22 protein-coding genes and 1 pseudogene are annotated in these 20,646 nt (G+C 72.0%); 17 read left to right on the top strand and 6 right to left on the bottom strand.

All coding sequences use genetic code 11. The features are described 5' to 3' along the window. Window positions 1–66 precede the first annotated feature (66 nt). Window positions 67–300, bottom strand: coding sequence for a DUF397 domain-containing protein (locus CRP52_RS27025; RefSeq protein ID WP_097238762.1), 234 nt, complete (start codon window positions 298–300; stop codon window positions 67–69). After that, entirely contained in the window at window positions 297–1,157 is an 861-nt protein-coding gene (locus tag CRP52_RS27030) for a helix-turn-helix domain-containing protein (protein WP_097238763.1), read from the bottom strand. The genes CRP52_RS27025 and CRP52_RS27030 overlap by 4 nt, the downstream gene beginning before the upstream one ends. A gap of 170 nt (window positions 1,158–1,327) precedes the next feature. Between CRP52_RS27030 and CRP52_RS27035 the strand changes: the two genes are divergently transcribed. Genes CRP52_RS27035 through CRP52_RS27045 form a run of 3 tightly spaced genes read left to right on the top strand, consistent with a single transcriptional unit; the run spans window position 1,328 to window position 2,710 of the window. After that, window positions 1,328–1,744, top strand: coding sequence for an ATP-binding protein (locus CRP52_RS27035; RefSeq protein WP_097238764.1), 417 nt, complete (start codon window positions 1,328–1,330; stop codon window positions 1,742–1,744). Then, window positions 1,741–1,962: a hypothetical protein gene (locus CRP52_RS27040; RefSeq protein WP_097238765.1), complete on the top strand. Its 222-nt coding sequence runs from the start codon at window positions 1,741–1,743 to the stop codon at window positions 1,960–1,962. Before CRP52_RS27035 ends, CRP52_RS27040 begins: the two co-directional genes overlap by 4 nt. Window positions 1,963–1,975: 13 nt before the next feature. Then, window positions 1,976–2,710, top strand: a complete 735-nt coding sequence (locus CRP52_RS27045) for a hypothetical protein (protein WP_097238766.1) — start codon at window positions 1,976–1,978, stop codon at window positions 2,708–2,710. Window positions 2,711–2,863: 153 nt separating this feature from the next. Here CRP52_RS27045 and CRP52_RS27050 read toward each other — a convergent pair whose 3' ends face one another. Further along, window positions 2,864–3,274 (bottom strand): RidA family protein, encoded by a 411-nt coding sequence (locus CRP52_RS27050; protein ID WP_097238767.1) that lies wholly within the window; start codon window positions 3,272–3,274, stop codon window positions 2,864–2,866. 190 nt (window positions 3,275–3,464) lie between these two features. Here CRP52_RS27050 and CRP52_RS27055 point away from each other — a divergent pair, with 190 nt between their 5' ends. Further along, window positions 3,465–4,859: a pyridoxal-phosphate dependent enzyme gene (locus CRP52_RS27055; protein ID WP_097238768.1), complete on the top strand. Its 1,395-nt coding sequence runs from the start codon at window positions 3,465–3,467 to the stop codon at window positions 4,857–4,859. Window positions 4,860–4,891: 32 nt separating this feature from the next. Here CRP52_RS27055 and CRP52_RS27060 read toward each other — a convergent pair whose 3' ends face one another. After that, window positions 4,892–5,317 carry an ML domain-containing protein gene (locus CRP52_RS27060; RefSeq protein WP_097238769.1) on the bottom strand — a complete coding sequence of 142 codons (426 nt, stop codon included), beginning with the start codon at window positions 5,315–5,317 and terminating at the stop codon, window positions 4,892–4,894. A gap of 132 nt (window positions 5,318–5,449) precedes the next feature. After that, window positions 5,450–6,262 carry a TetR/AcrR family transcriptional regulator gene (locus CRP52_RS27065; protein ID WP_306458891.1) on the bottom strand — a complete coding sequence of 271 codons (813 nt, stop codon included), beginning with the start codon at window positions 6,260–6,262 and terminating at the stop codon, window positions 5,450–5,452. A gap of 104 nt (window positions 6,263–6,366) precedes the next feature. On the opposite strand from CRP52_RS27065, the gene CRP52_RS27070 reads away from it, so the two are divergent. The 6 genes and pseudogenes from CRP52_RS27070 (at window position 6,367) to CRP52_RS27095 (ending at window position 11,527) form a co-directional block, all read left to right on the top strand. Further along, entirely contained in the window at window positions 6,367–7,338 is a 972-nt protein-coding gene (locus tag CRP52_RS27070; protein WP_097238771.1) for an ATP-binding cassette domain-containing protein, read from the top strand. Next, a complete protein-coding gene (locus CRP52_RS27075) occupies window positions 7,338–8,171 on the top strand; it encodes an ABC transporter permease (protein WP_097238772.1) in 834 nt (277 codons plus the stop codon). Before CRP52_RS27070 ends, CRP52_RS27075 begins: the two co-directional genes overlap by 1 nt. A 107-nt stretch (window positions 8,172–8,278) precedes the next feature. Continuing rightward, window positions 8,279–9,265 carry an aldo/keto reductase gene (locus CRP52_RS27080; protein WP_097238773.1) on the top strand — a complete coding sequence of 329 codons (987 nt, stop codon included), beginning with the start codon at window positions 8,279–8,281 and terminating at the stop codon, window positions 9,263–9,265. A gap of 79 nt (window positions 9,266–9,344) precedes the next feature. Beyond that, the gene (locus tag CRP52_RS40625) at window positions 9,345–9,971 is read left to right on the top strand and encodes a TetR/AcrR family transcriptional regulator (protein ID WP_097238774.1); all 627 of its coding nucleotides are present in this window, start codon (window positions 9,345–9,347) and stop codon (window positions 9,969–9,971) included. Window positions 9,972–10,133: 162 nt separating this feature from the next. Continuing rightward, a pseudogene (locus tag CRP52_RS27090) lies at window positions 10,134–10,646 on the top strand (DUF4188 domain-containing protein); the annotation flags it as partial. A 194-nt stretch (window positions 10,647–10,840) separates the two neighbouring features. Continuing rightward, entirely contained in the window at window positions 10,841–11,527 is a 687-nt protein-coding gene (locus tag CRP52_RS27095; RefSeq protein ID WP_097238775.1) for a C39 family peptidase, read from the top strand. Window positions 11,528–11,549: 22 nt separating this feature from the next. Here CRP52_RS27095 and CRP52_RS27100 read toward each other — a convergent pair whose 3' ends face one another. Then, window positions 11,550–12,401, bottom strand: coding sequence for an SCO6745 family protein (locus tag CRP52_RS27100; RefSeq protein WP_097238776.1), 852 nt, complete (start codon window positions 12,399–12,401; stop codon window positions 11,550–11,552). Between the two features lie 330 nt (window positions 12,402–12,731). On the opposite strand from CRP52_RS27100, the gene rpe reads away from it, so the two are divergent. From rpe to CRP52_RS27130, 7 genes are all read left to right on the top strand, one after another. Then, window positions 12,732–13,415 (top strand): ribulose-phosphate 3-epimerase, encoded by a 684-nt coding sequence (gene rpe / locus CRP52_RS27105; protein WP_097238777.1) that lies wholly within the window; start codon window positions 12,732–12,734, stop codon window positions 13,413–13,415. A 147-nt stretch (window positions 13,416–13,562) separates the two neighbouring features. Next, window positions 13,563–14,522: a pirin family protein gene (locus tag CRP52_RS27110; protein ID WP_097238778.1), complete on the top strand. Its 960-nt coding sequence runs from the start codon at window positions 13,563–13,565 to the stop codon at window positions 14,520–14,522. Window positions 14,523–14,657: 135 nt separating this feature from the next. Next, window positions 14,658–16,532 carry a DUF4357 domain-containing protein gene (locus CRP52_RS27115; RefSeq protein WP_097240372.1) on the top strand — a complete coding sequence of 625 codons (1,875 nt, stop codon included), beginning with the start codon at window positions 14,658–14,660 and terminating at the stop codon, window positions 16,530–16,532. Further along, window positions 16,529–17,734 carry an McrC family protein gene (locus CRP52_RS27120; protein WP_097238779.1) on the top strand — a complete coding sequence of 402 codons (1,206 nt, stop codon included), beginning with the start codon at window positions 16,529–16,531 and terminating at the stop codon, window positions 17,732–17,734. The genes CRP52_RS27115 and CRP52_RS27120 overlap by 4 nt, the downstream gene beginning before the upstream one ends. Further along, window positions 17,731–17,886, top strand: a complete 156-nt coding sequence (locus CRP52_RS38485) for a hypothetical protein (RefSeq protein WP_179852926.1) — start codon at window positions 17,731–17,733, stop codon at window positions 17,884–17,886. Before CRP52_RS27120 ends, CRP52_RS38485 begins: the two co-directional genes overlap by 4 nt. 608 nt (window positions 17,887–18,494) lie before the next feature. Further along, on the top strand, window positions 18,495–19,262 hold the full coding sequence (locus CRP52_RS27125; RefSeq protein WP_097238780.1) for a TauD/TfdA dioxygenase family protein: 768 nt from the start codon (window positions 18,495–18,497) through the stop codon (window positions 19,260–19,262). Between the two features lie 14 nt (window positions 19,263–19,276). Continuing rightward, window positions 19,277–20,638 (top strand): asparagine synthase-related protein, encoded by a 1,362-nt coding sequence (locus CRP52_RS27130; protein WP_097238781.1) that lies wholly within the window; start codon window positions 19,277–19,279, stop codon window positions 20,636–20,638. Window positions 20,639–20,646 lie beyond the last annotated feature (8 nt).

Here is a 20,646-nt window from a genome sequence, read left to right on the forward strand (position 1 = left end):
CGGGCGGCACCCCCGGGCGGGGGAGTGGGAAGTCGGCGGGTCCGACTTCCCACTCCGGGCAGGCTGTCAGGCGGTGAAGCGGGGGTCGCGGGCTTCGATGGCTTGGACGAAGGCGGTCCATTCGGCCTGGTCGAAGGCGAGGTGGGGGCGGTCGGGGTTCTTGTCGTCGCCGACCCAGACGTCACCGTTGGGGAAGCGGGCGATCATCACGCAGCTGCCGTTGTCGTCAGCAGAGAACGGGGACTTGACCCATTCGGCGTCGGCGGGCTTGTGGTCATAGGGGTCGTTCAGGTTGCTCACGTCAGCTCTTCCAGCTTGCGTTCAAGGGCAGCGATGGTGTCCTCGGGTGACAGCGCGTGGCGTTCAACTCGGGCGATGGCCCGCTCGGCTCGTCGTACGTCGCGTCCCGTTCTGCGTGGGAGCATACCGCCGACCGCTTCGATGAAGACGAAGCCTCCTTCTGGCTCTCCAGGGAAGCGCATCAGCACCACACCTGACGCCAGAATCCCGGGCCGTCCTGCACTGAGTGGCACCATGCGAACGCTGACGTTGGGGTACTGAGCGACCTTGATGACATGCCGGATCTGATCGGCCAGAACTTGCCGGTCCCCGGCCACCAGTAGGGCGACCTCTCCGAAGTACGCATCGAAGTTGACTGGGTGGCTGTCGGTTAGCCTGCGCTGGCGACGAATCCGAAGCTCTGTCGCTGCTTCAATCTGCTCGTCATTGGGCGCGCTGAGGCTGGCTGCGATCATTTCGGTTGCATAGCCCTCGGTCTGGAGCAGACCAGGGAACGCTGCAGGGAAGTACTCGGAGATGTGTGAGGCATCGGCTTCGAGGTCGAGATACTCCGCGAAGGCTGCGGTGATGCTGTCAGCAAAGTCCAGTCCACGCCACCAGCGCTTGGTAGGACGATCATTGAGCAGGACCTCGAAGTCCTCGCGTTCTTGCCCTTCGAGGCCGTAGTGATCCAACAGCGTCTTCAAGTCAGCCGCGCTGATCTGCTGGTGGGCGCGCTCGATTCTACTGAGACGGGCGGGGTTCCAACCCTTCAGGCCTGCTGTGGCATCGGCAAGGGTCTTGTTGTTGTCCAGCCGCCAGTTTCGCAGCTCGTCGCCGAGGCGGATCTGCCTGATCGCTGACAGGTCCTTGCTCAAGTGGCGCCCCTCCCTCTGAGTGTGGGTCCAGTGTCGCCATGATGCGCAGGTGGCTCAACTCGTTTCAAGATCCACGGATTTGTTGTTCCGTTCGGGTTGCAGGTTCGAATTGAGGTGCCCCACACTCAACGTGACCGCACGAACACGCCACTGAAGGTGTGGGGTGACCCATGTCCACCATGCGTAACCCGGTCCTCCAGACCTGGGAGACCGTCCTCACCGAGCACTCGACCTCGGTCCGTACCGCCCGCCGCCTCATCCACGCCCAACTGACCTCCTGGGGCTGGAGCGGCGAACCCGTGGACGACCTCGTCCTCATCGCCTCCGAGCTCGTGACCAACGCCGTCGTGCACGCCTGTCAGGGGCACGGCGAAGTCCGCCTCTACCTCCAGGAGTTCGACGGCGACTGCCGCCTCGAAGTCTGGGATCCGCGCGGCGACCTCTCGCTCCGCCGGCCCCGGCCGTGCCGCTTCACCGAAGGCGGCCGCGGCATCGAACTCGTCCGTCAGCTCGCCTTCGACTTCGGCGTCATCGCCCGCCGTGACGCGGGCAAGCGGGTCTGGGCGCGCGTCCTGCTCAGGAGTTGAGCCCGATCAAGGTCACGTCCACGGCTGCGATCACCGTCGCCAGCCTCGCCCTCGCCTGCTTCGCCTCGGACCTCGTCCCCGCGCGCGAGCCGGCCACCGCCGACGTCGTCTGGTGGACCACCCTGGCCGCCGCCCTCATGACCGGCATCACCCGCCGCAACGACGACGACCGTAACGACCCCAACGACCGTAACGACCGTTCCGACCACGACGATTGACCGAGGAAGACCCATGGTCAACATCCACCCCGCCGCGATCGCCTTCCGCGACCCCGCCGCCTTCCTGGACCGGTGCGAGATCGGCGGCGTCCGACAGCGCCTCCACCTCGAACCCGGCTACGAGAGCGGTGCCGTGCTGCCCGCCGGCGACTGGTCCCCGCTGCCCGAGGACCACCCCGAGCGGTACGCGCCGAGCATCTTCACCCAGGACAGCGGCCTGGTCGAGTTCTTCCGCCTCCCCGACACCGTCACCGACCGCCACTCACTCGCCGCCCTGGTCGGCGAGCTCGGCGACCCCCACCCCGTCCCCCTCGGCGAGACCGACGACCCGCCCGGTGAGCCCGTCACCCACCGCCTTCCCGAGTCCGGCCTGCGCCCCGGCGTGCACATCGACCACCACGAGAACCTGCCGTACGCCGAGCGCCGGACCTCCCGCCGCCGGCTCTGCGTCAACCTCGGCCCCGGCACCCGGTACCTGCTCCTCTCGACCAGCAACATCCTGTCGATCTGCCGTACCGTGCGCGACCGTTACGAGACCCACCACCCGCACACCGAAGACCTGCGGATGTGCCTGTCCCAGCACAAGCCGGTCGGCCTGCTGCGGATCCGCATCGAGCCGCGCGAGGGCTGGTTCGCGCCGACCGCCATGCTCCCCTACGACGAGTCCACGGAGGACGAGGAGTTGCCCTCCCGTACGGCCTCCTGGCTCGGCCACTGGGAGCGCGGTGTCTTCGGTCCGTTGATCTGACGATCGGTCACTCTCTGCACACACCCCGTCGGTGGGGCGGGCGCGGGCCGCAGCGTTGCGCACCTTGGAGTGCGGCTGAGCTGCAGGGCGCGTACGGGCGGCCGCGCGCCCCTGTTCACGCCCAGAGGCAGAGACGGGTGTCGACGCCCGGCATCACCGGACGAGTCCGATGGCCTCGATCTCGATCATCCACGCAGGGTCGGCGAGTGAGGAGACCTCCACGAACGACTCCGCGGGGTGGGGCTTGTCCGGGAAGTGCTCCGCGCGCAGCTTGGCGAAGACGTCCTGCTGGGTGATGTCGGTGACGAACACCGTCGCCTTGACCACCTCGGCCAGGCTGGAACCTGCGTTCGTCAGGACCGTCGACAGATTGGCGAGCGCCTGACGGGCTTGCGCCTCGAAATCCCCGGCGCCGACCGTGGCGCCCTGGGCATCGATCGGCGCCTGCCCCGAGGTGAAGACCAGGTTCCCGACCCGGACGCCGAGCGATATGCCGGCCGACTCGTACCAGTCGGGCTCCGCGGAGACGCGCACGCGCTCGGCGGCAGGCTGTGTATCGGACATGACGCTGACACTCCCTCAAGACTGCTCACACGGGGTCGGGGCACTGTGATCACCCCGACGTGATCCGACAGCCACGAGGTCCTGTGATTCATTCCCGCGACCTGCCGCCACCGACAATGTGGCGAAGCCTCAATAACGGGCCGCCGGCCTGGGCAGTCTGGGGCGGACGACTAGCGAAAGGGGCCGCCAGATGGCCGCAGTTCACGAATCCGTTCTCGACGGGATCGGCGGGACGCCGCTGTTCCGCCTCGCCCGGCTGGGCGCGGACAGCGCCGCGCCGATCTATGCCAAGGCCGAATTCCTCAACATCGGCGGCAGCGTCAAGGACCGCGCCGCGCTCTCCATGATCCTGGCCGCCGAGCGGGACGGTCTGCTGAAGCCCGGCGGGACGATCATCGAGGCGACCTCCGGGAACACCGGCATCGGCCTGACCATCGTCGGGCGGCAGCGCGGGTACCGGGTGATCGTCGGGGTGTCCGACAAGTCGTCGGCGGAGAAGTCCGACATCCTGCGGGCGTACGGCGCGGAGGTGGTGCACGCGACGACCTCCGTGCCGCAGGAGGACCCGCAGCACCTGTTCAACCTGGTCCGGCGGCTGGAGGAGGAGATCCCCGGCGCCTGGCTGGCCAACCAGTACGACAACCTGGCCAACCCCGATGCCCATGTGCGAACCACCGGCCCCGAGATCTGGGAGCAGACCGAGGGGAGGATCACCCACTTCGTCGCGGGGGTCGGAACCGGCGGCACCGTCACCGGCACCGGCTCGTACCTGAAGGAGGCCTCGGGCGGTGCGGTGAGGGTCGTCGGCGCGGACCCGGAGTCCTCGATGTACGGGGGCGGCGACGGGAGCCCCTGGTACGTCGAGAGCATCGGGCACTTCCTGCACCCCGAGACCGTCGAGGACCGCTGGCCGCAGGCCTACCGGCCGGAGGTGGTCGACGCCTTCGAGCGGATTCCGGACCGTGAATCGCTGCTGACCGCGCGCCGGCTGGCGCGGGAGGAGGGCATCCTGGCCGGTCCGTCCTCCGGGACGGCGGTGGCGGCGGCGCTGCGGGTGGCGCGGGAGCTCGGGCCGGAGGACCTGGTCGTGGTGCTGCTGCCGGACTCGGGGCGTTCGTACCTGTCGAAGGTGCACAGCGACGCCTGGATGCGGCAGTGGGGGTTCCTGGAAGAGGAGGGAGAGAGCCTGCGGGGCCTGCTCGACGGGGGCCGGTTGGTGGCCGTGGACGCCGGGGCGACCGTCGGCGAGGCGCTGGAGGCGCTGCGCGACGCGCCGGGCGGGCTGGCGCCGGTCGTGCTCGCGCGGGCCTCGCGGCCGTTCGGGGTGGCCGCGGCGGAGGTGGTCGGCTCGGTGGAGCGGGCGGAGCTGGCGGCGGCGCTCACGGACGGCTCCGCAAAGCCGGGCGACCCGCTGGGGGACCCGGTGGGCGGTGCGCTGCTCGGGCCGGCGCTGCCGACGGTGGGTGTCGGGCAGTCGCCGGCCGAGGCGCGGGCGGCGCTGGGGGAGGCACGGCCCGGGGTGGCGGTGCTGGTGGACGGACGGGTCGCGGCGGTGCTGCCGAGGGCGGCTCTGGCCGTCGGATAGAGACGCGTCCTGCGGCGTCGCGGGTCAGGCGGTCAGGCGGTCAGGAAGTCGACCTTGACGTCGAGTCCCAGCAGGTCGTCGTCGTCCACCGTGTAGCCCCGGACGTTGATGCTGAACTTCGCCCGCGGTGTCTCCCTCGACAGGTCCAGGGTGAGGGTCAGCGTCGTGGGGCCCTTCGGGATCGGGCTCTTGCCGTCGCTGGTGCTGCAGGCCAGTTGGAGGCTGCCCTCGCCGCGCAGTTCGGCGAGGAGGTCGAACTTCTTGGCCATCAGCTTGATCAGGCCCAGCTTGATGACGACGTCGAGGTAGGCACCGTCCTGAATCTCTTCCTGGGCGGTGGCGTTGATGGTGAAGACGTTGGTCTTACCCGGGAGGGGTGGGTCCGGGGTGACGGTGATGCTGGTGATCTGTAGCGGGTCCGTCGGCAGCCCGACGTCGGAGTAGTCCCAGCCGGCCATCGAAAGCCTCCATGGGTGAGGGGAGTTGATCTCTGCAACAGCGGCTCAGTCTGGCGTGCCAAGCCTCTGGGGTTCCGGTGGCGCGCCCCTCAAACCACTCGGACGGGTGATCAACCCCCCGAGCCCCTGCCCTCAGTGCCCCGCCGCCGAGGCCAGGACGGCGGAGATGACCCGTTCCAGGACGCGGTCGAAGGTCCGGTCCGGGTCGGCGGGCGGCCCCGAGGTGGCGAATGCCTGGGCCAGGTGCGGGTATTCGCCGCTCGTCGCCGCCTGGGTGAGGTAACCGACCAGCTCCGCCTGCCACTTGGCGCCCGCGGCCGCCGTCTGCTCGTACTGCGCGTACTGGGTGAGGAAGCCGTTGAACAGGGACATCGCCTCCATCCGGGCAGCGCCGTCGAGGCCGGTGGGGGCGGTGACGGCGAGGAAGTGGTCGGTGTAGCGCAGGGCGTTGGGGCCGATGCCGGGGCGGGCCAGGACCACGGCGGGCACCCAGGGGTGGCGGCGGAGGATGGCCAGCTGCTCGTGGGCGAGGCGGGTGAGGTCGGCCCGGACGTCGCCGCTCGGCTCGGCCGGAAGCCGGTACTCGCCGATGACGGCGTCGAGCATCAGGTCGAGCAGGTGCTCCTTCTTCGGCACGTAGTTGTACAGCGACATGGTGCCCGCGCCGAGCGCGGCCGCGACCCGGCGCATGGAGGCGGCGTCCAGGCCCTCGGCGTCGGCGATCGCGATCGCCGCGGCGGCGATCGATTCGCGGCTGTGGGCCGGGCGCGGTCCGCGGCCGGTGCGCTCGGGGCGCAGCCAGATCAGTTCGGGCGCCTCGGGGGGCGTGGGCCTGGCGGAGGGGCTGGACGGGCGGGGCTCGTTGGACGGGCCGGACGGGCCGGACGGGCCGGGCTTGCCGGACGGGCTGGCGTCGCCGGACGGGCTGGGCTTGCTGGACGGCACTGGAAGATCACCTCGGTTCCCCATCTTAGATACGTACGGCGTACGTAGTAGGATGCGCTTGCGCGCGCTTCTACGTACGCTGTACCTAGAGAGAGGGATCAGCCATGTCCGAAGCCAGTCGACCGGCCATCGAGATGGCGGGTGTGGAGAAACGGTTCGGTGCCACGGAGGCCCTGCGCGGCCTCGACCTCGCCGTCCCCACCGGCACCGTCTGCGGCCTCCTCGGCCCCAACGGCGCCGGCAAGACCACCGCCGTGCACGTTCTCGCCACCCTCATCGCCCCCGACCGGGGCGCCGTTCGGGTCGCCGGGCACGACGCCGTCCGCCACCCCGAGGAGGTCCGGCGGGCGATCGGCCTCGCCGGGCAGCACGCCGCCCTGGACGAGGGCATCACCGGCCGCGACAACCTCCACCTCTTCGGCCGGCTGCACCGCCTCGGCGCCCGCCGGGCCCGGCAGCGCGCCGAAGAACTGCTCACCCGCTTCGGCCTCGCCGACGCCGGGGACCGGCTGGTCCGCACCTACTCCGGCGGCATGCGCCGACGCCTCGACCTCATCGCCAGCCTCGTCACCAGCCCGCCCGTGCTCTTCCTGGACGAGCCCACCACCGGGCTCGACCCGCGCAGCCGACTGGAGATCTGGGACACCGTCAAGGAGTTGGCGGACGGCGGCACCACCGTGCTGCTCACCACCCAGTACCTGGAGGAGGCCGACCGGCTCGCCGACGAGATCGTGGTCGTCGACCACGGCGCCGCCATCGCCACCGGCCCGCCCGACCGGCTCAAGGCGGCGATCGGCAGCCAGGTCTCCGTCACCCTGGCCAACCCGGACCAACTCGCCTCCACCGCGGTGGTGTTGTCCGCCCTGACCGGCGGCGACGCGCAGGTGGACGTGGCCGAGCGCACCGTCACGGTGCTGACGGTGCCCGGGGTGTCCGTCCAGCTGCCCTCGCTGGTGAGGGAGTTGGACGGCGCAGGCGTCCTGGCGGAGGACGTCGCGGTGCGGGCGCCCTCGCTGGACGACGTGTTCCTCGCGCTGACCAAGGAGTCCGCCGCTGCGATGGGGAGGGCCGCCTGATGGCCAACACCGTCAAAACCGCCGCGTACGGCGCCGGGCGCCCCTCGGTCGGGGGCCGGCTGGCCTCCGACACCTGGACGTCGATGCTCCGCGTTCTGCTCAACTACCGCCACTCGCCGGGCCTGTTGGCCGCCTCGCTGGGCGTCCCGGTGGTCATGGTGGTGGTCTTCGGGTACGTCTTCGGCAGTGCCATGCAGGTGCCGGGCGGCGGTGACTACCGGGAGTTCCTGATGCCCGGGCTGTTCGCCATGGTCGCCACCAACGGCGTCATGCCCACCATGGTCGGCGCCGCCCGGGACGTCGGGCGCGGGGTCACCGACCGGCTGCGCTCCATGCCGGTCTCGCGTACCGGGCTGCTGCTCGGGCAGACCCTCGCCGACCTGCTGGTCAGCGTGGTCGTCCTGGCCCTGCTCGCCCTGGTCGGACTCGCCGCCGGCTGGCGCGCCCGGCACGGAGTCGCCGACGCGCTGGGGGCGTTCGCGCTGCTGCTGCTGTTCCGGTTCGTGATGACCTGGCTCGGCACGCTGCTCGGCCTGGCCGTCGGCAAGGAGGAGGCAGCCGGCCAACTCTCCGTTGTGGTCTTCCCGTTGGCGATGGTCACCAACGCGTACGTGCCCACCGGCGGCATGCCCGGCTGGCTGCGGACGGTCGCCGACTGGAACCCGATCAGCTCCGTCGTCGAGGCCGCCCGCGGGCTCTTCGGCAACCCGTCCGCACCCGGCGCCGCCTGGCCGATGCAGCACGCCGTCCTGGCCACGCTGCTCTGGAGCGGACTTCTGCTCGCGGTCTGCGGGCCGCTGGCCGTACGGAAGTTCGCCACGCACGGGCGGTGACCCGCTGGTCCGGCTGGTCCGGCTGGTCCGGCTCGTCCGGCTCGTTCGCCCCGTCCGGACGTGAAATGTGCTGGACACCGGGCCCGGTGCGGCCGAAGGTGGGCCCCATGGAGTACACCCACCTCGGCCGTACCGGCCTGACCGTCTCCCGCCTCTGCCTCGGCACCATGAACTTCGGCCCGCACACCGAAGAGGCCGACGCCCACCACCTCATGGACACCGCCCACGAGCGCGGCATCAACTTCTTCGACACCGCCAACTCCTACGGCCGCGACAGCGAGGGCAGGCTCCAGGGCCGCACCGAGGAGATCATCGGCCGCTGGTTCGCCCAGGGCGGCGGCCGCCGCGAGCGGACCGTCCTCGCCACCAAGGCCTACGCGAACATGAGCGACTGGCCCAACGACGGCAAGCTCTCCGCGCTCGCCATCCGCCGGGCCGTCGAGGCCAGCCTGCGCCGCCTGCAGACCGACCACATCGACCTGTACCAGATGCACCACATCGACCGGGCCACGCCCTGGGAGGAGATCTGGCAGGCGATGGAGGTCCTGGTCGCCCAGGGGAAGATCATCTATGTCGGCTCCAGCAACTTCGCCGGCTGGCACATCGCCCAGGCCCAGGAAGCCGCCCGCTCCCGCCACTTCTTCGGCCTGGTCAGCGAGCAGTCCCTCTACAACCTGCTCGACCGCGCGATCGAGCTGGAGGTCATCCCCGCCCTCCAGCACTACGGCCTCGGGCTCATCCCGTGGTCCCCGCTGCGCAGCGGCCTGCTCGGCGGCGTCCTGCGCAAGGAGCGCGAGGGCACCCGGGCGCGCAGCGCCATGGGCTACGCGAGTGAACTCCTCGCCAAGCACCGCGACCGGCTCCAGGCCTACGAGGACTTCGCCGACGAACTCGGCGTCGACCCGGCCGACCTCGCCCTCGCCTGGCTGCTCTCCCGCCCCGCCGTCACCGCCCCGATCATCGGCCCCCGCACCCCGGCCCACCTGGACGCCGCCCTGGTGGCGCTCGACCTGAAGCTCGACCAGAAGACCCTCGACCGCCTCGACGAACTCTTCCCCGGGCACCGGCCCGCCCCGGAGGACTACGCCTGGTAGAACGTGCGGTTCGGCGTCCGGCTCCGGCACCGCCTTCGGGGAGAAGGCGGTGCCGGCCGGTTGTGGTAGCAAGACAGACATGAGGGAGATCAGGGAAAGCGCCGGAGAGCGGGGTGGCTACCACCACGGGGCGTTGCCGGAGGCGTTGGTGACGGCGGCGTTCGAGGTGTTGGACGAGCAGGGGCTGGAGAAGGTGAGCGTCCGGGAGGTGGCGCGGCGGGCGGGGGTGTCGGCGGGGGCGCCGTTCCGGCACTTCGCCGACCGGCAGGCGCTGTTGACCGCGCTGGCGGACCGGGTGCTGGCGGACTTCACCCGCTGGCAGGAGGCGCAGGTCGCGGCGGCCGGCCCGGACGGCAGGTCGGTGATGCGGGCGATCGGGATGGGGTTCGTCCGGTACGCGGTGCGCCATCCGCAGCGGTTCGAGCTGGTGCGCTCGCGGGTGTTCACGGCCACCCGGGAGCCCGAGCTGCGCGAGCAACTGGACGGGATCGACCGGGCGTTCACCGACCTGATCGTCGCGGACCAGGAGGCGGGCCGGCTGCGCCCCGGTGACCCGGCGCTGGTCGCGCTGGCGGGGCAGGCGCTGGTGTACGGGCTGGCGCAGATGATCGTGGACGGCTACCTGCCGGCCGAGAAGGCGGAGGAGGTGGCCGGTCGGGTGCTCGACAGCTTCGGCCAGGGCATCGCCAACCGGCCTGCGCCGTAGACGCCGGCTGGCGTGTGGCCGCCGACCCGGCGATGGCCGTCAACTTGTCCATGGCGGTCAACCCGCTTGTCCCGTAGCCGAATTGTGCCTGTGGCGTGCCTTGACCGGGGTATCGCGCGCTGATGTAATCACCGATTACATCAGCCGTACGGGGAGGCGCAGATGCCGTTGTTCGTCAAGCCGCTGCCGGGCTTCACCACCGCCGCCGCGAGCGGCGACACCGTGGTGCTGCTCATCGGCATGCGGATCAACCGGTTCTGGGCGGTGCACCAGTGGGGCCCGGTGATGTTCGCGATGTTCCGGATGCTGTACGAGCTGAGCCGCGGCCCCGAACGCGGGATGCTCGGCCGCATCCTGCTCACCGCCTCGCCGCGCACCTACTACGTCGTCCAGTACTGGGAGTCCAAGGAGAAGCTGTACGACTACGCGACCGCGCCGGACGGCTTCCACCACCGGGCGTGGAGCATCGCCAACCGCAAGCTGGCGGAGGGCAGGACCCGCGGGCACGTCGGGCTCTGGCACGAGACGTACATCGTGCCGGAGGGCGGGTACGAGTCGATCTACTTCGACATGCCGCCGTTCGGCCTGGCCGGCGCCACCGGCGCGATCCCGGTGGAGCAGCGCGGCCGGCGTGCGGCGCAGCGCCTGGCGTACCGGTCGGGCCGGAAAGCCGCGGCGGGTGCGGCGGGTGCGGCGGGTGCGGCGGGGGAGCCGAACGCGGCGGGCGCGCCGGTCGCGGCCGGTGCGGAGGCCACTGCCGGTGCGGAGGCCGCCGCCGGTGCGCAGGTCGGCGAGCCCGTGGGGGACACGGGCGGCGCCCAGGGAGTGTCGTGAGTCGTCCGGCCGCCGCCGCGTGAGAGCGTCGGGGGATGGTTGATCAGGGCAGCGTGCGGGCGGGCCGGCCGGAGCGGCCGGCCCGCGCCGTACAGGGGGCGCGGGTGGTGCACGAGGTGCCGTACCGCGCGCAGTGGGAGTCCGCGGAACTCGTCCGGGAGATCGTGGACGGGCGGCTGGACGCGGCGGCGGACCCGCGCTGGGGGCAGTCCGGGGCGGCGACCCCGGAGGAGTACGCGTGGTGGTCCTGGCGGCTGTGCGGGGTGGCCTGCCTGCGGATGGCGCTGGAGCACTGGTGGGGCGTGACGCCGACGGCGATGGCGCTCGCGGGCGAGTGCGTGGCGGCCGGCGCGTACGTGCGGGACGGCGACAGCCTGCGCGGGCTGATCCACGCGCCGTTCGCCGGGTACGTCCGCCGGCGCTGGGGACTGGCCGCGCAGGAAGCGGAGTTGACGCCCGAGGAGGTGGCGGCCGAGGTGGTCGGCGGGCGGCTGGTGATGGTGTCGGTGCACCCTTCGATCCGGGAGCCGGGCGGGCCCGAGCCGGTGCGGCGCGGCGGGCACCTGGTGCTGGCGGTCGGCGCCACGGACACCGCGCTGCTGGTCCACAACCCGTCCGGGTTCCCGGGGGAGTCGCAGGCCTTCGCGCGGGTGCCGTGGCGCTCGTTCGGGCAGTTCTACGCCGGGCGGGGGATCGTGCTCGGGCCGCCCGGCGGCCGGTAGCAGTGGACTTCGGGGCTGCCGGTCAGATCTTGTCCGGCAGCCCCATCGGGTTGACCGGCAGTGCGCCGCGACAGAGCGCCGATATCGGCTTCAACGCCGCGGCCAGCAGGTCGAGTTCGGCGCGCGGGTAGTCCTCCCAGACCCGGGCGGCGGCCAGGTCGGTGGCCGCCTCCAGGCCCTGGTGGCGGATCCGGCCGAGCTCGGTGACCGCGCCCTGCGCCGTCAGCCAGCCGCGCTCCACCAGCCGCCCCGTGGCGGCCTCCCACTCGGCGTCCGTCCACCCGCGCAGCGGCTGCAGCATCTCCCGCCGCATGTCCATCGCGCACCGGACCACCAGTGCCTCGCAGCCGTCCAGCCCGGCCGCCACCAGGGCGGCGACATGGCCGTCCCCGCGGTGCTCCCGCATCACGGTGGCGGCCTGCCAGAGCCGTTCGTACAGGCCGGTCGGCCGGGGGAGCGCGGCGTTGGCGGCGGCCAGCACCCGGCCCGCGCAGTCCAGCCGCGCCGCGGCCTGCTCCAGGGTCTGCGTGACCTGCTCGACCTGCTCCTGGTCCACGTGCTCCAGCAGCCGGGCCAGCGTCGCCGCCGCGCCCTTCAGCCGGGCGGTCAGCACCTCCTCCGGGCCGGCGTGCGTCCACGCCTCCGGCAGCACGCGCTCGACCAGCGACGGGGCGAAGTTGAAGAAGGCGGCGATCACCGGCGGAGCGTCCACCGCGCCCAGCGGGGCCGAGCGCCCGGCGAAGTAGCCGCGCCAGGCGCCGTGCAGCCCGGCGGCCTCGTAGGCCTCGCGGGTCTCGGGCTGGAAGCCGGAGACGGCGTGCACCGGCTCGAAGAGCCACCACAGGGCGCGGGCGGGGTGGACGAGATCGGTCATCGGCAGACCTTCCTCGGACGGAGCTCCCCGACGGAGCGGGGGCTCGGCTGGACGGGCACGGCCCGACGGGCGCCGGGACGGCCCGGGTCGCGGACCGTGCGGGGCGGGTGCGAGGACCGCTCAAGTGCTGATGACCACGGCGGGGGGCCCGGTAACCCCGGGCGGGGTGTGATGACGGTCACGCGCGGACCCGGGCGGGCGGGGGTCGGCGGGGCGCGGCGGTGGCGGGCCGGGCCGGGGGTGGGGCGGTCGGCGCTTGCGCGGCGCGAGATGATGGGACGAGGTGCCCGATCCCGGGGCGCCCCAGCCCTCATGTGAAGGTAGTCGGTCATGGCCCAGATCAACCCCAGCATCCTGTCCGCGGACTTCGCCCGGCTCGCCGACGAGGCCGAGGCCGTCCGGGGTTCCGACTGGCTGCACGTGGACGTCATGGACAACCACTTCGTGCCCAACCTGACCCTGGGTGTCCCGATCGTCGAGTCGCTGGCCCGCGCCACCGACATCCCGCTCGACTGCCACCTGATGATCGAGGACCCGGACCGCTGGGCCCCCCAGTACGTCGAGGCCGGTGCCGGCTCCGTCACCTTCCACGTCGAGGCCGCCGCCGCGCCCGTCCGGCTCGCCCGCGAGATCCGCGCCAAGGGCGCCCGGGCCTCCATGGCGCTCAAGCCGGGCACGCCGATCGAGCCCTACGAGGACCTGCTGCCCGAGCTCGACATGGTGCTGATCATGACCGTCGAACCCGGCTTCGGCGGCCAGGCGTTCCTGGACATCATGCTGCCGAAGATCCGCCGCACCCGGGAGCTGATCGCCAAGCACGACCTGGAGCTCTGGCTCCAGGTGGACGGCGGCGTGGCTGCCAGTACCGTCGAGCGCTGCGCCGAGGCGGGCGCGGACGTCTTCGTGGCCGGCTCGGCCGTGTACGGGGCGCAGGACCCGGCGGCGGCCGTCCGCAACCTGCGGGAGCTCGCCGACAAGGCCTCGGCGGACGCCTGGTGGGCCTGCGAGCACTGAGGCCGGCTCCCGGCTCCCCGTCTCCTCGGCGCGGCAGGACCGCCGGACGGCCGGGCGTGGGTGGAGGAACCGCCGATCGTGGCGCATGATCGGTGACGGACCCCTTCACTCCCCGCCCGGCCCTCCTCGTACGGTGGTGGAACCGCGATGAGCAACCTCGACCTCAAGCCCACCCCGACCGTCTGCGGCCGCGAGGCCGGCGGCGGCCCGGTACGGGATCTGCTGGCGCCACGTCACGTCCCGCTCGGCGAAAGCACGGTGGTCCGCCGACTGCTTCCCAACCTGGGCCGCCGGATGGTCGGCGCCTGGTGCTTCGTCGACCACTACGGCCCGGACGACATCGCCGACGAACCCGGCATGCAGGTCCCGCCGCACCCGCACATGGGCCTGCAGACGGTCAGCTGGCTGCACGAGGGCGAGGTGCTGCACCGCGACAGCCTCGGCAGCCTGCAGACCGTCCGGCCGTACGAACTGGGCCTGATGACCTCCGGCCGGGCGATCTCCCACTCCGAGGAGTCCCCGCGCCCGCACGCCCGCTACCTGCACGGCGCCCAGCTCTGGGTCGCCCTCCCGGACGCCCACCGGCACACCGAACCCCGCTTCGAGCACCACCCCGACCTGCCCGTGGTCACCGCCGGCGGCCTGCGCGCCACCGTCATCCTCGGCACCCTCGACACCGCCACCTCCCCCGGCACCACCCACACCCCTCTCGTCGGCGCCGACCTCGCCCTCACCGAGGGCGCCGACCTGCGGCTCCCGCTCGTCCCCGACTTCGAGTACGCCGTCCTCGCCATGTCCGGCCGGGTCGACGTCGACGGCGTCCCCGTCGAGCCCGGCACCATGCTCTACCTCGGCTGCGGCCGCCCCCACCTCCCGCTCCGCGCCCACACCGACGCGGCCGTCCTGCTGCTCGGCGGCGAGCCCTTCGAGGAGAAGATCCTCATGTGGTGGAACTTCATCGGGCGCACCACCGAGGACATCGCCCGGGCCCGCGCCGACTGGACGGCCGGCACCCGCTTCGGCGAGGTGCACGGCTACGACGGGGCCCGACTGCCTGCTCCGGACCTCCCCGCACTACCCCTGAAGCCGCGCGGCCGGGAACGCTGACCCGCCGTCCGCCCGCCGACCGCCGCGCACTCCCCGTGCGGGTGTCCTCGGACCTCGTGATCCGCCTGCCTTCTTGTCAGGGGTAGGGCCTATGGTGCGTACGGGATCTCTGAGGACGAGGGGCGGGAGTTGTCCGTGCAGGACGAGGAGCAGGAGTTTCGGCTGCGGTTGCCCAACGGGGGGCCGGTGGCGCGGGGGCGGCTGTTGCCGGAGAAGGGCAGTAACGGGAGTCAGAAGTTCCTGGTGTACGCGGGGGCGCCGGCTCGGGGGAGCGTGGTGCCGTCCTTCTCGGTGCGGAACGCGTCCTCGCATCGGCTCCGGACGCAGCTGATCGAGGACGGGAGGCTGCGGCCCTCCGAACGGTGGCCCGGGCACCTCGAACTGGTCGCGGACGTGGAGTGCGGCTCGCCGTCCGCCGCCGCCGAGATCCTGATGGGCCGTGCGGCCAACGGGTGGTCGCGGTGGCGGACGGAGGACGACGACCGGCCGTTGTCGGAGTTCATGCCGGGCGTCTGGATGGGCCCGAACCGGGCCTGGCTGGTCCGCGGCTCCAATGTCTCGGGCCTCGACCTCGTCCAGGGGCTGTGGCTTCCCGAGGGGCTGGTCACGCTGGCCGCGTCCCGGCTGCGGCAGGGCGTCGAGAAGGGCGAGAGCAAGGAGAGGCTGCGCGCGTTCGTGCAGGAGGACTACGAGTCCACGGCCACGTACAGCCAGAAGCAGGACCTGGTCGAGGAGTTGCACGCCTTCCTGTCCCGGATCAAGCCCGGTGACACCGTGTGCACCCTGTCCGGCGGCCGGCTCCACGTGGGCGAGGTGACCGGGCCGGTGGAGCAGACGGCGTCGGAGGACGGGCGGTCCAACCTGCGCCGGCCGGTGGAGTGGCAGAGCGAGGGGTACCCGTACTCCCAGCTGCCCGAGGAGCTTCAACAGAGGCTCTCGGTGCAGCACGACGTCGTGGACCTCACCTCCGTACAGGCCCTGGTCAAGGGCCTCGGGGTGAGCGACCAGGAGCTGGCGGAGGAGGCCGAGGCCACCGAGCGTGACCCGAGTGCGGAGATCCTCATCGCCCGGCGGGAGTTGGAGCTGCCCGAGCCGACCCCCGAGCTCGCCCGGGACCTGCTCGTCCACGACGTGGCATGGCTCCGGGAGGTCCGCGACCTCCTCTGGGACGAGCGCCAGCTGGTCCTCTACGGCCCTCCGGGGACCGGCAAGACGTACCTCGCGCAGAAGCTCGCGGAGTTCCTGGGCGGCGGGCCCGAGCAGGTCAAGCTCGTCCAGTTCCACCCCTCCTACGCCTACGAGGACTTCTTCGAGGGCTTCCGCCCCAAGGAGGACCCGGAGACCCGCGAGGTCGCCTTCCGCCTCACCGCCGGCCCGCTGCGCGAACTCGCCGACCTCGCCTCCCGCGAGGGCAACCGGCACGTGCCGCACTTCCTGATCATCGACGAGATCAACCGGGCCAACCTGGCGAAGGTCTTCGGCGAGCTGTACTTCCTCCTGGAGTACCGCAACAAGGCCGTCCGGCTCACCTACTCCGGCGACGACTTCGCCCTCCCGCCGAACCTGTTCGTCATCGGCACCATGAACACCGCCGACCGCTCCATCGCCCTGGTCGACGCGGCGATGCGGCGCCGGTTCGCGTTCGTCGAACTGTCGCCGCGGACCGAGCCGACCAGCGGCCTGCTGCGGCGCTGGCTCGCGGCACAGGAGCGCGACGGCGAACCGGCCGACCTGCTGGCCGCGCTCAACGCCCGGATCGACGACGCGGACTTCCGGATCGGGCCCTCGTACCTGATGAAGCCGGGTGTCTACCGCGAGGGCGGTCTGGAGCGCACCTGGCGGACCAAGATCCTTCCCCTGCTGGAGGAGCACCACTACGGCGAGGGCGTCGACATCGAGAAGCGGTACGGCCTCGAAGCGCTGCAGGCCGATGTGGCCGCGAAGCGCTCCAGGTTCGCCGTGCAGCCGGGCGACATCCGGTGGGACGGCCAGTCCCCGGCCGAGTCGTGACCGTCGTCCACCTGACCGAGCACGCCCCGGCGGTGTCCGTTCCCCTCCCGGACGCCGCCGGCCGCGCCGTCGCCGCCTCCCGCATCCTCGACACCGCCGCCCCCGATCCGTACCGGACGGGCCACTGGACGCTGCGGGCCGGCAGCAAGGTCGGCGCGGTGAGCCTGCCGGTGCCGGGCGGCGACCCGGTCACCGTGCGGATCACTCCCAAGGTGCCGATCGCCCGCCTGTTCTTCCTCATCGGGTACAGCCTCGACCCGCGCGGCTGGCGGGACGGCGACGTCGAGGCCGGTGACCACGACGAACTCCTGCCGGCCCTCGCCCACGCCGTGGAGCGCCAGGTGGACCGGGCGCTGCGCCAGGGCCTCCTGCAGGGATACACCGCGGTCGAGGAGTCCGCGCTCGTGGTCCGGGGCCGGATCCGTGAAGCCGAGCAGATACGCCGCAGGTTCGGCGCCGCCCTGCCCGTGGAGATCGCGTACGACGAGTTCACCACCGACATCGCGGAGAACCGCATCCTGCGGGCCGCGGTCGAACGCCTGCTCCGCCTGCCGGGCGTACCCCAGGACGTGCGCCGCCGCCTGCTGCACCAGCGGGTACGCCTCGCGGACGTCACCCCGCTGGTGCGCGGCCAGGAGCTGCCGGAATGGCACGCCACCCGGCTCAACTCCCGCTACCAGCACGCCCTCCAGCTGGCCGGTGTGGTCCTCGACGGATCGTCACCCGGGCACGTGGCCGGTGAACTGCGCATCGACGGCTTCCTGTTCGACATGAACAAGCTCTTCGAGGACTTCGTGACGGTCGCCCTGCGCGAGGCGTTCCGGGGCACGGACCGCACCTGCCGGTTCCAGGATCCGCACCACCTCGACGAGGCGGGCGGGATCCGGATGAAGCCCGACTTCGTCCTGTACGGCCCGGACGGCGAACCGCAGGCGGTGGCCGACGCCAAGTACAAGGCCGAGAAGTCCGGCGGCTACCCCGACGGCGACCTCTACCAGATGCTGGCCTACTGCACCGCCCTCCACCTGCGGGAAGGGCACCTGATCTACGCCAAGGGCAACGCCCCGCACGCCGCCCACCGGGTGCGGCACGCCGGCATCGTCCTCCACCAGCACGCGCTGGACCTCGGCCGCGGGCCGGCCGACCTGCTCGGTGAAATCCGCTCCCTGGCCCGGCAGATGGCCGCGGGCGGGACGGAGTGACCACGGTCGGGCTGCTGCGGATGAGGGCGCTGCAGTTCCTGCACGCGGAGAGCGCGGTGTTCCTCGACGCCGCCCGCCGGCTGCTCCGGCAGGCCGGGGAGGACGAGCGGCGGGCCCTGGAGGCGGTCTGCGCGGCGGTCGAGCGGCGGTGAGCCGGCCGGGTCCGCGAGCTGTGTCAAGTGCGCTGTCGGATGCGTCACTTCGACTGTGCCACGGCCGAGGTGATGGCACGTCATGTCGTGCATGAGTTCCTTGACGGTATGCGATCGGGGCGCTTACGGTGGTGATCGATCCTGCCGAGCGCGGTCGCCCGGCGGGAGAGAGCACCCCAGGTATGAAGGGTCGGGTCAACTCCCCGACCGCGGCGGGGCATTGCCCGTCAGGGGTATTCGAGGATCCGTGGGGACAACGGGGCGCTTTTCACGGATCTTGGTTGACGGTTCATCATCAATGACCACGGGGGGAATCATGGGACGAGCGTCGGTGTCGTGTCCGGGCGTACGGTTCGGGTCGTCGTCCGGGAGAACTCCCAGGTCCTAGGCCTCTGGGCCTCGGCTGCCGCCTCCGCCGCCGCTCCTGCTCGCGCCGTGTGAACTCCGGTGCGGCCAGGCCGTGTTGCCCTGCCCCCCGGCGGTACTGCCGGTTCATCTGTCCATTCGTTCGTTCACTCACTCGCTCACGGATCGCCGCTCCGGTGTCAGGGACGTCCACCGGGTCGGTGCGCCGCGCATGCGTTGCTTCGGATCGCTTAGGAGTGGAAATGGCCAACTCGCTCGACATGCGGGACATCGCCCGCAACGCGCTCTGTCCCGCCGGACAGCACCAGGACTTCCGGAAGAAGCTGGACGAGTACGGGTTCGTCGTCCTCCAGCCGGGCGGCGCCGACGACCGCAGCCTCGACGACATCATGTGCGAGCTGGGCGAACCCGTGGAGTACGGCTTCGGCCCCAAGCTCGACCTCCAGCCGAAGGAGGGCTCCGACAACCTGCAGTTCACCACCCGCGCGATGCCGCTGCACACCGACGGCAACTTCAACGCCGGGCCGGCCGTCCGGTACATCGGCATGTACTGCGAGACGGCGCCCGCGGTCGGCGGCGAGACGCTGATCGCCAGCAACGACGCCTTCTTCGCCCAGGCTCCGGCCGATCTGCTGGCGGACATGCAGGGCGTCACCATCGAGTACCGCAACCGGATCGCCGGCTACTACCGCGACCGGGCCGATGGCGACCACCCCCGGGTGGCCCCGATCCAGGACGACCCGGTCACCGGCAAGAAGCGGCTGGTCATCGGCCTCACCGACCCCGAGGACCCGATGCGCACGCATGACGCGGCGATCGTGGGCCGCAGCGCCGAGGAGAGCGCCGACCTGCTCGACCGGATCAAGACCGTCCTGCACCAGCCGAGCGTGCTCTACGCGCACAAGTGGCAGGTCGGGGAGGTGATCGTCCAGGACAACCTGCAGGTCGTCCACGGTCGTGCCGCCTTCCCCGACCAGCCGCGCAAGCTGGTCCGGCTGTCGGTCGCCTGAGCGGCGACGGCACGATGAACACGTTTCCCTCGCTCCTTCTGGACGTCCGCAGCGAGCGCGCGGGCCTGGTGATCCGGCTCGACGGTGCCGGTCAACTCCCCGACACCGGCCGACTCGTGGTCGAGGAGTTCGGCCGCGGGCAGGCACTGCCCTCCGGCGGCGTGGACGACTGCAACACCGTCGAGTGGACCGGTGAGCAGGTCACCGTCCGCACCAGCCGGCAGAACCCCACGATCCTGCGCCACTGGCAGCAGCCGGGCACCGGCCGCGTCCTGATCGGCACCGACCTGGCCGAGCTCACCGCGCGCGCCATCGCCCTGCAGGGCGCCCGACCCGACCGCGTCGCGCAGATCCGCGCCGTCCGCGCCTCGATCCGCGCGATCGGCGGCGGCCGCACCGTCGTCCTCTCCCGCTCCGCGAACGGCGGCCCGACGGCCATCACCGAGACGGTGTCGCAGAGTTGGCAGGCCGCCGTGATCACCGGCGAGAGCGCCGTCGAGGCCGGCGCCCGGCAGATCGAGACCCTGCGCCGGGAGATCGCCGCCTCCGGCACGCCCGGGCCGGTGACCGCCATCGTCTCCGGCGGCGTGGACTCCGGGCTCGTCGCGGCGCTGGCCCAGCAGGCCGGGATCCTCGACCACCTGGCCACCCTGGGCACCCCGTGGGGCGACGAGTACGCCGCCGCCGACGAGCTCGGCGCCCACCTGGGCCTGCCCGTGCGCCACCTGGCGCTCTCCGAGGAGGACATCCTCCGGGCGATCCCGGAGACCGTCCGGATGCTCGGCGTCCCCAACCGGGAGATGGTCGCCGGCGGGGTCAACCTCGTCGCGGTCTACCGCCAGGGCGGCATCCCCGCCGGCACCGTACTGACCGGCGTCGGCGCCGACTTCATCAACTCCGGGCTGCGGACCGAAGCCGGCACCGTGCCCGACCTGCAGCGCGCCGTCGCCCAGTGCCTGGCCGACGCGGCCGCGGCCGGCGAGCTGTCCGGCGTGGCGGCCGCGGCGTACGGCTACACGCTGCGCCACATGTACTGGAACACGCCCGTCATCCAGGCCGCCCTGGACACCGATCCGCTGGTCATGCGCCACCGCGACCGGGAGAAGGGCCACATGCGGGTCGCCGCGGAGGCGCTGCTGCCGCCGCAGATCGCCTGGCGGCCCAAGCAGGCCCTGCACCACGGCAGCGGCGTCCAGGCCAACCTGGACGGCGCGGTGGCCCGGCTGATCGGCCGGGCCGAGGTCGACGTGGAGCGCTTCTACGAGCTCGTCGCCACCGAACAGGCCGGCGCGCTCGTCGACTCACCGCACGAGCCGATCGACTCGGACAAGTGCCTGGAGGCGGCAGTGGCCGCCTACGTCCGCGAGTACCACTGAGAACGGGG

It is taken from the genome of Streptomyces sp. 1331.2 (genome assembly GCF_900199205.1).
Lineage (GTDB): Bacteria > Actinomycetota > Actinomycetes > Streptomycetales > Streptomycetaceae > Kitasatospora.

Excerpts from the sequence above, each read along its gene's own strand:
- rpe (WP_097238777.1), top strand. The coding sequence starts at position 12,732 with ATGGCCCAGATCAACCCCAGCATCCTGTCCGCGGACTTCGCCCGGCTC.
- CRP52_RS27130 (WP_097238781.1), top strand. The coding sequence starts at position 19,277 with ATGAACACGTTTCCCTCGCTCCTTCTGGACGTCCGCAGCGAGCGCGCG.
- CRP52_RS40625 (WP_097238774.1), top strand. The coding sequence starts at position 9,345 with ATGAGGGAGATCAGGGAAAGCGCCGGAGAGCGGGGTGGCTACCACCAC.
- CRP52_RS27075 (WP_097238772.1), top strand. The coding sequence starts at position 7,338 with ATGGCCAACACCGTCAAAACCGCCGCGTACGGCGCCGGGCGCCCCTCG.
- CRP52_RS27035 (WP_097238764.1), top strand. The coding sequence starts at position 1,328 with ATGTCCACCATGCGTAACCCGGTCCTCCAGACCTGGGAGACCGTCCTC.
- CRP52_RS27050 (WP_097238767.1), bottom strand. The coding sequence starts at position 3,274 with ATGTCCGATACACAGCCTGCCGCCGAGCGCGTGCGCGTCTCCGCGGAG.
- CRP52_RS27080 (WP_097238773.1), top strand. The coding sequence starts at position 8,279 with ATGGAGTACACCCACCTCGGCCGTACCGGCCTGACCGTCTCCCGCCTC.
- CRP52_RS27060 (WP_097238769.1), bottom strand. The coding sequence starts at position 5,317 with ATGGCCGGCTGGGACTACTCCGACGTCGGGCTGCCGACGGACCCGCTA.
- CRP52_RS27045 (WP_097238766.1), top strand. The coding sequence starts at position 1,976 with ATGGTCAACATCCACCCCGCCGCGATCGCCTTCCGCGACCCCGCCGCC.
- CRP52_RS27100 (WP_097238776.1), bottom strand. The coding sequence starts at position 12,401 with ATGACCGATCTCGTCCACCCCGCCCGCGCCCTGTGGTGGCTCTTCGAG.
- CRP52_RS27055 (WP_097238768.1), top strand. The coding sequence starts at position 3,465 with ATGGCCGCAGTTCACGAATCCGTTCTCGACGGGATCGGCGGGACGCCG.
- CRP52_RS27110 (WP_097238778.1), top strand. The coding sequence starts at position 13,563 with ATGAGCAACCTCGACCTCAAGCCCACCCCGACCGTCTGCGGCCGCGAG.
- CRP52_RS27095 (WP_097238775.1), top strand. The coding sequence starts at position 10,841 with ATGGTTGATCAGGGCAGCGTGCGGGCGGGCCGGCCGGAGCGGCCGGCC.
- CRP52_RS27070 (WP_097238771.1), top strand. The coding sequence starts at position 6,367 with ATGTCCGAAGCCAGTCGACCGGCCATCGAGATGGCGGGTGTGGAGAAA.
- CRP52_RS27125 (WP_097238780.1), top strand. The coding sequence starts at position 18,495 with ATGGCCAACTCGCTCGACATGCGGGACATCGCCCGCAACGCGCTCTGT.